The organism is Candidatus Palauibacter sp. (assembly GCF_965213655.1).
Lineage (GTDB): Bacteria > Gemmatimonadota > Gemmatimonadetes > Palauibacterales > Palauibacteraceae > Palauibacter.
Window position 1 is genome coordinate 1,981,194 of sequence record NZ_CBDBZT010000003.1, and the last position, 14,117, is coordinate 1,995,310.

At 65.7% G+C, this 14,117-nt stretch carries 14 protein-coding genes; 8 read left to right on the forward strand and 6 right to left on the reverse strand.

The features are described 5' to 3' along the window. The first annotated feature begins 165 nt into the window (after positions 1 to 165). A complete protein-coding gene (locus ACOOGH_RS10880) occupies positions 166 to 1,224 on the forward strand; it encodes a porin (RefSeq protein ID WP_420448936.1) in 1,059 nt (352 codons plus the stop codon). Between the two features lie 126 nt (positions 1,225 to 1,350). Here ACOOGH_RS10880 and ACOOGH_RS10885 read toward each other — a convergent pair whose 3' ends face one another. Next, positions 1,351 to 1,686 (reverse strand): STAS domain-containing protein, encoded by a 336-nt coding sequence (locus ACOOGH_RS10885; protein ID WP_420448937.1) that lies wholly within the window; start codon positions 1,684 to 1,686, stop codon positions 1,351 to 1,353. After that, positions 1,683 to 2,120, reverse strand: a complete 438-nt coding sequence (locus ACOOGH_RS10890) for an ATP-binding protein (protein WP_420448938.1) — start codon at positions 2,118 to 2,120, stop codon at positions 1,683 to 1,685. The genes ACOOGH_RS10885 and ACOOGH_RS10890 overlap by 4 nt, the downstream gene beginning before the upstream one ends. A 234-nt stretch (positions 2,121 to 2,354) precedes the next feature. Between ACOOGH_RS10890 and ACOOGH_RS10895 the strand changes: the two genes are divergently transcribed. The 7 genes from ACOOGH_RS10895 (at position 2,355) to ACOOGH_RS10925 (ending at position 11,815) form a co-directional block, all read left to right on the forward strand. Then, positions 2,355 to 3,512, forward strand: coding sequence for a PP2C family protein-serine/threonine phosphatase (locus ACOOGH_RS10895; RefSeq protein ID WP_420448939.1), 1,158 nt, complete (start codon positions 2,355 to 2,357; stop codon positions 3,510 to 3,512). Next, the gene (locus ACOOGH_RS10900; RefSeq protein ID WP_420448940.1) at positions 3,512 to 4,693 is read left to right on the forward strand and encodes an ABC transporter substrate-binding protein; all 1,182 of its coding nucleotides are present in this window, start codon (positions 3,512 to 3,514) and stop codon (positions 4,691 to 4,693) included. The genes ACOOGH_RS10895 and ACOOGH_RS10900 overlap by 1 nt, the downstream gene beginning before the upstream one ends. A 17-nt stretch (positions 4,694 to 4,710) precedes the next feature. Next, complete coding sequence (locus tag ACOOGH_RS10905) at positions 4,711 to 6,993, forward strand: ATP-binding protein (protein WP_420448941.1); 2,283 nt, start codon at positions 4,711 to 4,713, stop codon at positions 6,991 to 6,993. A 30-nt stretch (positions 6,994 to 7,023) separates the two neighbouring features. Next, the gene (locus ACOOGH_RS10910) at positions 7,024 to 8,685 is read left to right on the forward strand and encodes an amidohydrolase family protein (RefSeq protein WP_420448942.1); all 1,662 of its coding nucleotides are present in this window, start codon (positions 7,024 to 7,026) and stop codon (positions 8,683 to 8,685) included. A gap of 1 nt (position 8,686) precedes the next feature. Beyond that, positions 8,687 to 9,331, forward strand: coding sequence for a DUF305 domain-containing protein (locus ACOOGH_RS10915; RefSeq protein ID WP_420448943.1), 645 nt, complete (start codon positions 8,687 to 8,689; stop codon positions 9,329 to 9,331). Between the two features lie 32 nt (positions 9,332 to 9,363). Beyond that, the gene (locus ACOOGH_RS10920; protein WP_420448944.1) at positions 9,364 to 11,214 is read left to right on the forward strand and encodes an LVIVD repeat-containing protein; all 1,851 of its coding nucleotides are present in this window, start codon (positions 9,364 to 9,366) and stop codon (positions 11,212 to 11,214) included. Positions 11,215 to 11,347: 133 nt separating this feature from the next. After that, positions 11,348 to 11,815 carry a hypothetical protein gene (locus tag ACOOGH_RS10925; RefSeq protein ID WP_420448945.1) on the forward strand — a complete coding sequence of 156 codons (468 nt, stop codon included), beginning with the start codon at positions 11,348 to 11,350 and terminating at the stop codon, positions 11,813 to 11,815. A 412-nt stretch (positions 11,816 to 12,227) separates the two neighbouring features. Here ACOOGH_RS10925 and ACOOGH_RS10930 read toward each other — a convergent pair whose 3' ends face one another. From ACOOGH_RS10930 to ACOOGH_RS10945, 4 genes are all read right to left on the reverse strand, one after another. Further along, positions 12,228 to 12,512, reverse strand: coding sequence for a helix-turn-helix domain-containing protein (locus ACOOGH_RS10930; RefSeq protein ID WP_420448946.1), 285 nt, complete (start codon positions 12,510 to 12,512; stop codon positions 12,228 to 12,230). 91 nt (positions 12,513 to 12,603) lie between these two features. Continuing rightward, on the reverse strand, positions 12,604 to 12,942 hold the full coding sequence (locus ACOOGH_RS10935) for an addiction module toxin RelE (RefSeq protein WP_420448947.1): 339 nt from the start codon (positions 12,940 to 12,942) through the stop codon (positions 12,604 to 12,606). Positions 12,943 to 13,688: 746 nt separating this feature from the next. Continuing rightward, on the reverse strand, positions 13,689 to 13,937 hold the full coding sequence (locus ACOOGH_RS10940) for a hypothetical protein (protein WP_420448948.1): 249 nt from the start codon (positions 13,935 to 13,937) through the stop codon (positions 13,689 to 13,691). Continuing rightward, the gene (locus tag ACOOGH_RS10945) at positions 13,938 to 14,075 is read right to left on the reverse strand and encodes a hypothetical protein (protein WP_420448949.1); all 138 of its coding nucleotides are present in this window, start codon (positions 14,073 to 14,075) and stop codon (positions 13,938 to 13,940) included. It lies immediately after the preceding gene. Positions 14,076 to 14,117: the final 42 nt, after the last annotated feature.

Sequence of the window (14,117 nt, forward strand, 5' to 3'; positions counted from 1 at the left end):
ACAGGTTTCCAGCCCGATCGTGGCCTTCCGCGACCCCCGGCTTAGGTTGCGTCCCTACTCCGCATCGCGCAATGGGCCCGGTGGCCAGTAGCCGAACGGCCGGAGCCGATTATCTTCGGGTGTGACCGGACTGCACCGGAATCTTCGACGAGAGGGCAGATCACTATGTGGAAACGCTCCAGCGGAGTAGCCGCCGGACTCGGGCTGGGACTTACGCTGTTCGCGGTTCACCCCCTCCTTGCGCAGGAAATCCGGGCGCGTGGCGGCTCCACCGTCACCGTCGGCGCCAGGGTTCAGGCTCAGTACGAGGCCTCGAGCGTCGACGAGACGCCTTCCTCCTTCTTCGTCCGCCGCGCATGGGTGACGATCGACGGGCAGCTGAACGATCTCGTCGGAGCCCGGGCCCAGTTCAACATCGACGGAGCATCGGTGCTGGAGGCGTACCTTGAATTCACACCCAGCGAGGCGCTCGAGGTCCAGCTGGGGCAGTTCAAGAAGGGGATGTCGTATTTCTGGCTCGTGCCGAACTCCTGGCTCCCGATCATCGAACGGGACGCCAGGGTCACAGGCGTGGATCACTGCCCCGGCGTCGGCAGCGTATGCACGTTCGGCCGTCTCACGGGCGCGCTGGGCCTGGACAACTACGAGCCGGGCATCCTCGCGCAGGGGCGCGTGAGCGAGCGCTTCGGCTACCGCTTCACGCTCACCAACGGGGAGGGGATCGGGAACAAGGACGTGAACACCGGAAAGTCGGCCTCGGGCCAGCTCTCGCTCTTCCCGACGGGAGGCGACACGCGGGTGTCGGCCTATTTCGCCCTGGACGAGACGCTCGACAGCCAGGGGGAGACGATGGGTGTTCCGGCGGTCGGAGCGGAAGTCGAACTCGGCACATGGCTGGGCGGCCCCCACCTCATCGCCAACGTCCTCCAGGGTCGTAACTGGAAGCTGAACGATGACGCGAAGTTCTCCGCTTTCCAGATGATGGCCTTCTGGTATCTGCCGATGGCACCCGAGTCCCGGATCGCCGGGATCGAACCCATGCTTCGGGTGAGCTGGGTCGATTCGGGCGCGGAGGATCCGGAGAAGGTGACGGGGACGGTGATCACGCCCGGCGTGATGTTCTACTTCGTGGGCCGGAACGGAATCTCCACCAACGTGGACTTCTACAGCTCAGGAGGCCGGTCGGACTTCTCCTGGAAGGTCCAGGCGTTCGCTTTCTTCTGATCGGGTCCGGACGGGCCGCGAAGCCGCCGGCGATGGCGCGGGGGGACGGCCAAGAGTAAGGGCCAAGGCGGCGCGGGGGCCGCACCGGCGATTCGGTACGGCCCCCTCATGTCCTGCCGGTCTTTCCTACTTGAAGCTCGCCTGAGCCTCGTCGACCGTGTCGAAGACCTTGGTCAGCCGGACGAACCCGCTGACTTCCAGCACCTCGAGGATGTTCTCCGGTACCTGGCAGAGGGCGAGTCCCCCGCCGGCCTGGTTGGTCTTCCGGATGGCGATCAGCAGCGCCCGGAGCCCGGCACTGCTGATGTAGCGCAGGCTCCCGCAGTCCAGAACCAGATTGGTCGCTCCCCCATCGATGATGCCGGAGAGCTCACCGTCGAAGTCCTTGGCGTTGCTGGAGTCTACGCGGCCGCTGACCACCCCCACGGCGGTGTCTCCGGAATAGCTGGTCTCAATGTTCATTCTGGCGGTTCCTCGCTTCCGGCAGCCCCCAGCGGCTGCGTCAGGGTCAAGCAGTTGAATCCATCGACCCGCTCGTACGCAAGCGTGTCAATAAAAGACTTCGTAAGGTGGATGCCAAGACCTCCAATGGGACGATCCTCCGCCGCGAGAGTCAAATCCGGCTCCGCAGCGTCCTCCAGCGGGTTGAAGGGTTGGCCGTTGTCTCGAATCGTAAGCTCAATCTCGGCTTCCTCGAGACGAATGTCCACCGTGATGACCGGATCCTCCGTCACTCCTTCGAAACCATACGAGATGATGTTCGCCAGCAACTCGTCCAACGAGAGCTGGAAGCGGAAGATGACATCCTGCGAGAGCGCGTTCTCGACGCAGAAGCGCTCGACCGCGTCCACCACGCGACGTGGTTCGCTCGGATCCGGCTTAACGGCAATCCGCACTCCCGTTCCGCTCCTGTTGGCTGACGGCCCCCGTTTTCGCGGGCGCCCTGGCTGCCGAAGCTACCCGTGCTCCCATAGCCTGAGATATTGCGCGCCCGGTGCCCGTTTGCGGAGATTCCCGCACCGTGGCCCCGGGACCGCCCCCAGTGAATCGACAGGGACGATGACGATTGGAGCCGGTTCCAGACAAGTGCAGGAGTTCATGACTCACGGTTCACCTCAGCCGAGGCCTTGATGCCGAAGATCCTTGTAGTAGACGACGAGCCCGATCTGGAGTTGCTGCTCCGGCAGAAATTCCGGCGCCGGGTCCGCGCGGGCGAACTCACGCTGGTCTTCGCCCAAAACGGGGTCGAAGCTCTTCAGAAACTTGACGAACATGAGGATGTGGACCTCGTCCTCTCCGACATCAACATGCCGGAGATGGACGGGCTGACGCTCCTCGGGCAGTTGAGCGAACTCGAACGGGACCTGCGCGCGGTGATGGTCACGGCCTACGGGGACATGAAGAACATCCGCACCGCCATGAACCGCGGCGCGTTCGACTTCGTCACCAAGCCGATCGATTTCACCGACCTGGACACCACGATCCAGAAGACGCTCGAACACCTGGAGGTGATGCGGGCGGCGCTTCGCGATCGGGATGCACTGGTCGCGTTACGTCAGGAACTCGGGGTGGCGGCGCGGATGCAGGAGTCGATCCTGCCCACGAACTTTCCCGAGGACCCCCGTTACGACCTTCACGCATGGATGACGCCGGCCCGCGAGGTGGGAGGAGACTTCTACGACTTTTTCCGCCTCGAAGAGGGCCAGATGGCGATTGTGATGGCCGATGTCTCGGGAAAGGGCGTGCCGGCCGCTTTCTTCATGATGGTGAGCCGTACGCTGCTGAAGGGGACGGCGATCGGCGAGACGGACCCCTCGCTGTGCCTGAAGGAGGTGAACCAACTCCTCATCAACGAGAACGAAGAGTCGATGTTCGTGACTCTGTTCTACACCAAGTTCAATCCCGAGAACGGTCACGCCACGTTCGCGAACGCCGGGCACAACCTCCCGTTCCTCATCAAGGCGTCGGGCGAGGTCGAGCCGATCGTCTCCGAGCCGGGTCTCGTCCTCGGGATCATGTCGGGATTCGAGTTTCCGAAAGGGTCCGTCACCCTCGAGCCGGGCGACGCGATCTTCTTCTACACGGATGGCGTGACGGAAGCCATGGATGAAGACGGCGTCGAACTCGGAGAGGCCGAGTTGGCCGAGGTTCTGCGGCAATGCGCCGGCCATACCGCGGAGGATATCAACGTCCACGTGATACGGGCGGTACAGGAGCACGCCGGGGAAGCGCCCCAATCGGATGACATCACCTGCCTGACACTGCGGTACCTGGGGGCGCCTGACTGATGCGCCGCTGGCTGTTCCTGCTCGCAGCCGCCCTGGCGGCCGGCACGCTGCCCGGCCCTTCCGCCTCCGCCCAGCAGGGTGGATCCGCGACCGAGGGCGTGTACGCCGACTCCATCGTCTTCGGCCAGTCCGCCGCGCTGGACGGCCCCGCCGGCGAACTGGGCCGCAACATGAACCTCGGCATCCGTGCAGCCTTCGAGGAGGCCAATCGCGAGGGAGGGGTCCACGGACGCCTGCTCCGGCTTCGGGCGCGCGACGACGGCTACGAACCCGAGCAGGCGGCCGTCAACACGCGCGAACTCATTGCGCTGGGCGTGTTCGGCCTCATCGGCGCGGTCGGAACCCCTACATCGAACGCCGCCGAGCCCGTCGCGAGGGAATTCGCCGTACCCTATATCGGGGCCTTCACCGGGGCCGGACTTCTGAGACAGCCGGACCAGCGCCATGTCGTCAACCTCCGCGCGTCATACGATCAGGAGACCAAGGAGATGGTGGACCGGCTCGTCGAGGATCTCGGATTCCGCCGGATCGCCGTCTTCTACCAGAACGACAGCTACGGCCAGGCCGGCCTGAACGGGGTTCGCCGCGCAATGGACAGCCGGCGCATGGAGCTCGTCAGCGAGGCCGCGTACATGCGGAACACGCTGGCCGTGAAGCAAGGCCTCCTCGATATCCGGGAGGGTAATCCGCAGGCCGTGATCATTATCGGGGCCTACGCCCCGGTAGCCCACTTCATCAGGTGGGCGCGGAAGATCGGCCTCGACGCGGTGTTCGTGAACATCTCGTTCGTGGGGAGCAGCGCGCTCCTCGACGATCTTGGTCGCGCGGGAGACGGCGTGGTGGTGACTCAGGTCGTGCCCTTCCCCGGAGATACGAACATCCCGGCCGTGGCTCGCTACCAGGCGGCCCTGCGCGAAGTCGACGGGAGGGCGACCCCCGGATTCGTATCTCTGGAGGGCTACCTGGCGGGACGGCTCGTCGTGGAGGCGCTGCGGGCCGGGGACGCCGCCACACCTCCGACCCGGGCGTCCTTTCTCCGCACGCTAAACGATTCGGGACCCATCGACCTCGGCGGCTTTGTGGTGGAATACGCCGAAGAGGACAATCAGGGCTCGGATCTCGTCTTCCTCACGGTGATTCGAGGAGGACGCTTCGTCCCGGTGACGCGCCTCTCCGGATGAACGACGAGGGCCGACCGGTGAACGACGAGGAACACCCGCTGGAGGGCGGAGTCAAGTCCGCCAACGGGGAAGCCGAACCCGCGGAGGACGAGGGCAAGCCGGCGAAGACGGTCAACGAGCGCATCCACACGGCATTCGAGTGGGTACTGGTCCGAATCCCCGGCCGATTCGGCGACTGGGCCCGGGAGGCGTCCGGAGGTCGCTTCGGGATCGGCAGCCAGGTCGTCGTCGGGCTGGGGGGCAGCGTCAGCCTCACGATCGGGGCCTTCCTGCTCGTGAGCCTCCTGATGAGCGTGGTCCAGCGGGGACAGAGCGAAGTAACGGAGGAGCAGATCCCGGCCCTCGTCGCCGCCTACCAGCTCTACAAGCACAGCGAGACGCTCGCGAGTGCGCTGCCCGAGCTCCTCGCCGCGGCCGACCCCGAAGAGCTGGCGGACGTGCAGTCCCGCGTCCTGCGCGGCGATGACAGCCTCCAAGTATGGATCGAGCAGGTCGAGGAAGGGTCCGACGCGGCCGTCGAGACGCTGGCACAGGACCTACAGGCAAGCCTCGGCGAGATCTACGAGTCGGTCGACAACCGCATGACCTACCAGGAGCAGCTCCGCACGATGCAGGATGAGGTACTGACGGCCGATCTGCGCCTCCAGGCCCGGCTCGAGGAGGAGATCGATGACCAGTACTTCTTCATCCAGACGGGGCTGCGCGAACTCGACGACGTGCCGGCCCCGCTGGCGCGGCGCACGACGCTCGGCGAATTCGGCCATCACTCCGGGCTTCTGAGCTTCAGGGCCTCCCAGGGTCAGGCCACGAGTCTGATTCAGCAGGCCTTCACGGAGACGGACAGCGAGCAGCTACTAGCCGACCGGGAACGGTTCGAGACGGCCCTGAGCGATACACGCGACGCTCTGGGCGAGATCCGCCCTCCGATGCGGGACACGCTTGCGCTCCAGGTCGATGTTCTGGAGGACATCTACGGCGGCGCCACGGGGATCTTCGCGACGCGGCGGCGTGAACTCGAAGAGGTGGGCCGAGCCGACAGCCTGGTGGTGCGCAATCGGGCGACGACGGCCGCACTCGTGTCGGGCGTCGGGGGGCTCGTGGATCGCGTGCAGGTGGCCGCCCGCGACGCCGCGAATCGATCCAGCTTGCTCGTCACGCTCGGCTTCTGGTTCCTCCTCGCCGTGACGCTGTTCATGGTCGGTTCGGCGAACCTCGCCTGGAAGCACTTCGGCCGCCCGGTGATCGTCAGGCTGCACCGGCTGTTCGAGACCACCCGGCGCATGTCCGAGGGCGACCTCGAGGCGAAGGTGGAGGTCGAGGGCAACGACGAAGTCACCGACATGGCGCACGCGCTGGAGGTTTTTCGGAAGCACGCCCTCGAAGTGCAGAGGCTGAACCTGGTCGAGAAGCTCGCTCAGGAGGTCCAGGCCAAGAACGACGCGCTCGAAGAGACGCTCGACGACCTCCAGCGCACGCAGCAGCAGGTCATCACCCAGGAGAAGCTGGCCTCGCTCGGCGCTCTCACGGCGGGGGTAGCCCATGAGATCCGCAATCCCCTCAACTTCGTGAACAACTTCGCCGCCCTGTCCAGGGAACTGATCGAAGAGTTGAAGGAGGAGTTGAAGGGGGTGGCGGAGGGGAGCGCCGAGATGGACCGCGAGTTCATCGAGGAAGTGCTCGACGATCTCGACATGAACGTGACCAAGGTCCGGGAACACGGCGGCCGCGCCGACCGGATCGTGGAGGGGATGCTCGCGCATTCGCGGGAGGATGCCGGCGACGCGGAGACCATCGACGTCAACCAGCTCGTCGACGAGTACGCGAAACTCGCCTACCACGGCCTGCGCGGTAACGACGCCTCCTTCAACGTGACGCTGGACCGGGACTTCGACGACGAAGCCGGCGAGGTCACCGGCATCGCGCGCGACCTGAGCCGGGTCTTCCTGAACGTCGTGACGAACGCCTGTCACGCGACGGCTGCCCGCAGGGAGGAGGAAGGCGCCGACTATTCGCCCACCGTCGCGCTCAGGACGAGGGGCTTCGAGGACCACGTTATCGTGTCGGTTAGAGACAACGGCACGGGGATCCCCGACTCGATCGTCAAGAAGATCTTCGAACCGTTCTTCACGACCAAGTCCGGCACCCAGGGGACCGGGCTCGGGCTCTCGATCTCGCGTGATATAGTGGTCGGCCACGGGGGCGATCTCGAAGTGGAGACGGAACCCGGGGAATTCACCGAATTCAGGATCAAGTTGATGCGGCAGAGCAACATTTCCGCGGTGACCGCGGCCGTCACCTGACGGTCCGGCCGCATCCATCATGGAGAGACGATGAACAAGAAGACGAGCACGAAACGGAGTTTCCTCGGGGCCCTGATGGCCACCGCCGTCCTCTTCCTCGGCGCCGGGGGACTGCGCGCGCAGGATGGGCGCCCGGAGACGACCCCGCGCGGAGACGACGAGGGCGACGGCCCCTACGACCGCCTGATCCTCCGCGGCGTCACGATCATCGACGGGACGGGCGCGCCGCCGCAGGGCCCGGTCGACATCGTCATCGAGGGCGACCGCATCGCCTCCGTCAGTACCGTCGGTTACCCGGGACTCGACATCAACGAGGACCGCCGTCCGGACCTCGAGATCGAGGACAACCCGGATGCGAGCGTGCACGAGATCGACCTCTCGGGGCACTACCTCATGCCCGGCTTCGTCGACATGCACGCGCACACCGGCGGCTTCCCGAAGGCGCCGCAGCCGGAGTACGTGTACAAGCTCTGGATGGGACACGGGATCACGACCTCCCGCGGCGTTGGACACGGGCCGATGATGTGGGCGCTGGGGGAGAAGGCGAAGGCCGCCCGCCACGAGATCGTCGCCCCGCGCATGTACACCTACGTGCGGCCAGGCGAGGCTTGGGACCAGGGGTCCGTGGATTCGCCGGAGAAGGCGCGGGAGTGGGTGCGCTGGGCCGCGGCGCAGGAGGTCGAGGGGCAGAAGATCGACGGCCTCAAGCTGGGTTCCTACGACCCGCCGATCATGGAAGCGCTTATCGACGAGGCGCACCAGCACGGGCTCGGCACCGTGGCCCACCTCGGCCAGATGGGCGTGGGGCGGATGACCGCGCTCGACGCGGCCGAGATCGGGCTCGACATGATGACGCACTACTACGGCCTGTTCGAGTCGATGCTGTCCGACTACAGCGTCCAGGACTGGCCGCTCGACTACAACTACCAGAATGAGCAGCACCGCTTCGGCAACGTGGCCCGGCTCTGGGATCAGGTCGATGGGCCGGGCTCCGATAGCTGGAATGCGCTCCAGGAGCGCTTCCTCGAACTCGGGTTCGGGATCGATCCGACCATGACGATCTACGAGGCGAGCCGGGACGTGATGGCGGCGCGCAACGCGGACTGGCACGAGGAGTACACGCTGCCCAGCCAGTGGGACTTCTACCAGCCCAGCCGGGCCGCGCACGGTTCGTACTGGTTCTACTGGGGGACGGAGGACGAGGTCGCGTGGCGGAACTTCTACAAGGTGTGGATGCAGTTCCTCAACGAGTACAAGAACCGTGGCGGCCGGGTCACGACGGGTTCGGACTCGGGCTTCATCTACAAGCTGTACGGCTTCGACTACATCCGGGAGTTCGAGCTGCTGCGCGAGGCCGGGTTCCACCCGGTGGAGGTGATCCGCTCGGCCACCCTGCACGGTGCTCAGGAGCTGAACGATCCCAAGGGACTCCAGCCCGATTTCGGAATGATCCGGGCGGGGCTCAAGGCCGATTTCGTCGTCGTCGAGGAAAACCCGCTTCAGAACCTGAAGGTCCTGTACGGAACCGGCGCGGTGAAGCTCAATGACGAGACCGGCGAGACCGAGCGCGTCGGCGGCATCAAGTACACGATCAAGGACGGCATCGTCTACGACGCGAAGCAGTTGCTGGCCGATGTGCGCGAGATGGTGCGGGCGGCGAAGGCCGAACTCGCGACGCAGGACGAGAATTAGCGTGAAGTTCGTGCGCGGGACCGGACTCCTGCTCCTCGCGCTTGTTGCGTGCCGCGGCGACGCGGGCGAGGGGGAGGTGCGGACGGTTCAGCCCGGCGCCCCCGGCGAGGCCACGCGCGTCCTGACCGTGGAGGAAGCGGCATCCCTCGATCACGTCACGCATACGCCGGCGGACGTCCGCTTCATGCAGGGGATGATCCCGCATCACGCCCAGGCGCTGGAGATGGCTGCGCTCATTCCGGAGCGGACGGATCACGAGGGCCTGCGGCTCCTCGGACTGCGGATCGAGATCTCCCAGCGAGACGAGATCGCATGGATGACGCGCTGGCTCGAGCGGCGGGACGAGACGGCTCCGATGGTGGGGGCCGGACATGCGCACGGACTCGGCGACGGCGAACTCATGCCGGGGATGCTGTCGCACGAGGAGATGGCCGCGCTCGCCGCGGCTCGGGGTTCCGAGTTCGACCGGCTCTTCCTCGAGGGGATGATCAAGCATCACGAGGGCGCCCTGATGATGGTGGCCGAGTTGTTCGGGAGTCCGGGCGGAGGTCAGGAGACCGAGATTTTTCGGTTCGCGGCGGATGTGGACGCGGACCAGGACATGGAGATCCTGCGCATGCAGGATTTGTTGAACAGGATTCCATGACCACTCATTGGCGTTTCACGGGAGGTAGAAAGATGTCACGCAGAGAGATCTTGACGGTGCCCGGGCGGATCGGCCTGGCGGCGCTGCTGCCGGGCATGGCGTTCGCCTGGCTGGCGAGCGCGGAGGCCCTCGCGGCGCAGGACCCGCCGCCCCCGCCGCCGGAGGCGGTCTGGGAATGGGATCCCGACGATCCGCGCATCGGGCTCGCGCCGGGCCTCCACGATGCCGGCATGGCGATCGGCAACCTCGAGCGGCTGATCAGCCTCCCGAAACCCGATCCGTTCCTCACCGATGAGGCCGGTGGACGCGGCCCGACGAACTCGGACCTCGCCTTCCAGGACAACTTCGTCTTCCAGGGCAGCTACTGGGGCTTCCAGGTTTTCGACGCCTCGGACCCCGCGCAGCCCGAACTCGTCGTCGCGGTCGTGTGCCCCGGCGGGCAGGGCGACGTGAGCGTGCATGAGAACCTTCTTTTCATGTCGGTTCAGCAGACGTCGGCCCGCCTCGATTGCGGCACGGAAGGAGTGCAGGACAGCGTCAGTACCGTGCGCCTGCAGGGGATCCGAATCTTCGACATCTCCGACATCGGGAATCCGCGCCAGGTGAAGACGGTCCAGACGTGCCGCGGCTCCCACACGCACACGCTCGTCACCGATCCAGGCGACGACTCCCGCGTCTACATCTACGTCTCGGGCACGGGACGCGTGCGGTCGGGGAGCGAGCTCGAGGGCTGCTCCGGCCTGCCGGTCGAGGAGGACGAGAACACGGCGCTGTTCCGGATCGAGATCATCGAGGTACCGGTGGACGCGCCGGAGAACGCGGAAGTCGTCAACATGCCGCGCATCTTCGCGGATCCCGAAACAGGGGAGATCGCGGGCCTGTGGGCGGGAGGCGACCACGGCGAAGGCTCGCAGGCGTCTCGCCGCACGAACCAGTGCCACGACATCACGGTGCGCTCCGATCTGGGACTCGCCGCCGGAGCCTGCTCGGGGAACGGCATCCTGCTGGACATCTCCGACCCCGCGAATCCGGTCCGCATCGACCAGGTCGTCGATCCGAACTTCGCCTACTGGCATTCGGCGACGTTCAACAACGACGGCACCGCGATCGTCTTCACGGACGAGTGGGGCGGCGGCGGCGCGCCCCGGTGCCGCGGCTCCGATCCGGAGACGTGGGGCGCCAACGCGATCTTCACGATCCGCGACCGGAAGATGGAGCTGGCGGGCTACTACAAGCTGCCCGTGCCGCAGACCGAGCAGGAGAACTGCGTCGCGCACAACGGCTCCATGATCCCGGTGCCCGGCCGCGACATCATGGTCCAGGGCTGGTATCAGGGCGGCCTCTCGATCTTCGACTTCACCGACCCGGAGAATCCGTTCGAGATCGCCTACTTCGACCGTGGCCCCCTCGACGCCGTGGAGATGCTGAGCGGCGGATACTGGTCGGCGTACTGGCACAACGGCGCGATCTACGGCGCGGAAATCGCGCGTGGCGTGGACGTGTTTCAGCTCGCGGCCAGCGAGCACCTGTCCCAGCCGGAGATCGACGCGGCGATGTCGGTGATGGTCGGCGACTCCAACGTCCAGAACCAGGAGCGGTTCGATTGGCCCGCCAGCTTCGCAGTCGCGCGTTCCTATCTGGTCCAGATGCAGCGCAGCAGCGGCATCAACACCGAGCGGGGAGAGCGCGTGGCATCGCTGCTCGAAATGGCCGAGGGCCAGTCCGGTGCCGAGCGAAGCGCCACGCTCGATGAACTGAACGCGGTTGCCGCCGAACTCGACGAGGACGCGCGACGCGCCGCCAATGCGGCGGCACCCGGAGATGCCCGACGCCTGGCGCTGCTCGCCGACGCCATCCGCGACCTGACGGCCTCGCTGCGCTGAACCGCGCCGTCCGCGGCAAGCTCCGGGGGTCGCGCGTGGCCCCCGGAGCGAGGCTCACGGAACCCCGAGCGCGCGAAACCGTATGACGGCTTGACCACATCGAGTTGGAACCTCGCCCCGTGAAGTGAGCCCCGTGACGAACCTCGACACTCTGACGGATCCCACCCCCGCCGCCGAGCTGAAGCGGGGCATCGTTCCCGGAGGCACCTTCCTCGCCGATTTCCTCTACCCCGAGCCGGCCGAGCGCCGGGTCGGGGCGATGATCGGCTGGTGGGAGAAGCGCCGACTCCCCTACAACCTCATCGTCGGCGCCACCGGACTCGTGACGATGACGTTTGGCGTGGCGCTCACGGCGGTGGTCGCGACGCTTCAGCCGGTTGACATGGTCCGCATGGCGATCTGGTGGGCCGTGTGGGCGAACGTGTGCTATACGCTGGGTCCGGTGACCGAGATCGCCCTCCAGAAACTGTTCGGCGGACGGCTCCTTCCCGCCGGCCCCCTCCTCTTCCGGGCGGGCGTGACCGTCGCCGTCGGCGTCACGCTGCTGCCGATCATCCCCATCACGATCGGGTTCATCCTGAACTTCCTCGGGCTGGTCTGACGACCGCTTCGGCTGCGAACGGCGCCACGCCGGCGCCGGCGGCCCACGACCTCGACCCAAACCCGAGAAGAGCCAGGGATGAAGCACGACACCACGGCGGATCGCCTGAGGCCAGAATCCCGGCAGGGAATCGTCTAACTACTTACAGGGCTGCACGATCTGCGTGTCCTGCCGTGCTACTGGATCTTACTGGACCGAGCCGCGACAGCGGGAGAACCGTACTTGATTGGCGGGAAACCAAGCGGCTGATTTGGTCGCCGTCGGAGGTCGGCGGCGTACTCATTCAAGCCCTTGCGGTACGCATCTACCTTCGACTTCTGGTATGCAACGCATCATCCAGCCGCGAAGGAACGCTGGGCTTATCCTCGGGAACTCACGCCTCCCAAAGGCAGGCCGACAGGCGCGCCGGCGCTCATGGCGACGGCACCAGCGCATGTCTCACGGCGTTGGGATCGTGCTTGATGATGCGCAGAAGCGCCGCTGCCGGGCCGCTGACGCGTCGCCGCCCTTGCTCCCACTTCCGGTAGCCGGAGAGGCTCATTCCCATCAGGGCCGCCATTTGAGTCTGAGTCAGCCTCGCTTCCATACGGACCTCGCGGGGGGAGACCGGGGCGTGAACGACGGCGGGACCCGCGCCCTTGGCATGGTCCAAGGCTTCGTTCAAGGACTGGATCAGGTCTTCTCCGAACGTGCTCATGTGCTTTTGCTTTCCTTGAAGCTTGTTGGCTTGTGGTGAAGCTTGTTGGCTTGTGGTGCACCGTGAGGCTTTCGGCAATCCGTTCAGGTGCTCATTTGCTCTGCTTTCCTTGACGCTTGATGGCGGCTACGAGGGCGGCCACCGCTCGCCGCTCGCCGCGGTTCAGGTCGGTCTTACCGGACTTGGAGTAGGCGAGAAGCGCGTAGATCGGCACTCCCTCGCCTCCGAAGAAATAGATCACGCGGACACCACCCCGCTTACCGCGCCCGGAGGCTCCGAATCGCATTTTTCGGACCCCGCCCGTGCCGGGAATCTCGTCGCCCGTCAATGGATGCTCGGCCATGTAGTCGATCAGTTCACGTCTCTCGTCGTCGTCGAACAGCTTGTCGGCCTGACGGGAGAAGGTCGGTGTTTCGGCAACGGTGTACATGTGAACATGGTAACCCAATGGGGCACTTACGGCAATCCCGGAGGCCTTGTCCCCCCTCTCGCTGACAAGAACCGAATCGATCAGCGTGCGGATATCGCCCGCGTTTCGCAGAATCTTCGAGGTTCAGTTGGGGAGCCTCAAGAGCTCCGCCTGAAGCCCCAACCGCATCGTCATCGCCCCTCCCGTTGAGCCTCGTCACCTCCGGCCGGGTGTCACATTTTCACCCGCCATATGTGCCACTATTTCGCCCGCCGTTGATAAGCCGTCGGACTTGACCCCAACATGACGAGCCCCTCTTGTTCGCTCGATGGCATCGACCCTGTGTCGTTCCGCAAGCGACCAGCCGATCAGATTCCTTCCTCGGGGGTAACGTTGGCGTCAACGGGTCACCGCAGGACACGGACAAGGCTCTCGCGGATCCGTCTCGTACCCCTCGTCGTAACCTGAGGGAGGACCGAGCCTACGGTTAGCGTCGCAAACAGCCCGGAACTCCCAAAGCCGGTCAAACTGCTCCTGCTGACTCAATAACCATCGAGCCTCCCCGCTCTCGTACGCCCTCGCCACAATACAAGCCGGTGGGTCCCACGCGGAGGATCGCCGGATTCGCAACGTGTCGGAGCCACCGCCGCCGGATGCCCTTCCACCGGCGTAGGCCGCTATTGCAACGGCCAACAGAAACCCTAGCGACTTGAGTTGTCGCCTCCACACGCCAGCTCGAGTCCAGACCATCATTCACGCTCCCTACTTCAGAGTGAATCGGGAAGGGGGGCTCCCCAGGGCTCGCCCTCGAACCGGCTGCTGAGGGCTTCCTCCAGCGCCGACTGGACGGCAACCAGCGATGGCGCCTCCCCCGCTGGCTCGAATCCGGGCCAGTCCGCTGCGCGCCGATACCGCGGGTGAAGATGCCGGAGCTTCTCCAGCGTGCGCCAGAAGTCGTCCGCATCCTCAGCCGGCCGGTAGCGCGAGTCTGGCCGGGTTCTTCGTCCCGTTGCCACTCACAGCGTTGTCGCATCTCCCCCCGTGCCTTCGAGGAGCGCCAGCGCATGGCACGCTTCCAAGGCGTCGGAGATGACGCCCAGCACGACATGCTTGTATTCGCCGACGTTCATGAGACCGCAAAGCGCGTCGGTCATTGGAGTTGCCCCGCTTTCACGGACGGTTGATTTCTGTGGTTG

Excerpts from the sequence above, each read along its gene's own strand:
- ACOOGH_RS10880 (WP_420448936.1), top strand. The coding sequence starts at position 166 with ATGTGGAAACGCTCCAGCGGAGTAGCCGCCGGACTCGGGCTGGGACTT.
- ACOOGH_RS10885 (WP_420448937.1), bottom strand. The coding sequence starts at position 1,686 with ATGAACATTGAGACCAGCTATTCCGGAGACACCGCCGTGGGGGTGGTC.
- ACOOGH_RS10895 (WP_420448939.1), top strand. The coding sequence starts at position 2,355 with ATGCCGAAGATCCTTGTAGTAGACGACGAGCCCGATCTGGAGTTGCTG.
- ACOOGH_RS10900 (WP_420448940.1), top strand. The coding sequence starts at position 3,512 with ATGCGCCGCTGGCTGTTCCTGCTCGCAGCCGCCCTGGCGGCCGGCACG.
- ACOOGH_RS10910 (WP_420448942.1), top strand. The coding sequence starts at position 7,024 with ATGAACAAGAAGACGAGCACGAAACGGAGTTTCCTCGGGGCCCTGATG.
- ACOOGH_RS10920 (WP_420448944.1), top strand. The coding sequence starts at position 9,364 with ATGTCACGCAGAGAGATCTTGACGGTGCCCGGGCGGATCGGCCTGGCG.
- ACOOGH_RS10930 (WP_420448946.1), bottom strand. The coding sequence starts at position 12,512 with ATGAGCACGTTCGGAGAAGACCTGATCCAGTCCTTGAACGAAGCCTTG.
- ACOOGH_RS10935 (WP_420448947.1), bottom strand. The coding sequence starts at position 12,942 with ATGTACACCGTTGCCGAAACACCGACCTTCTCCCGTCAGGCCGACAAG.
- ACOOGH_RS10945 (WP_420448949.1), bottom strand. The coding sequence starts at position 14,075 with ATGACCGACGCGCTTTGCGGTCTCATGAACGTCGGCGAATACAAGCAT.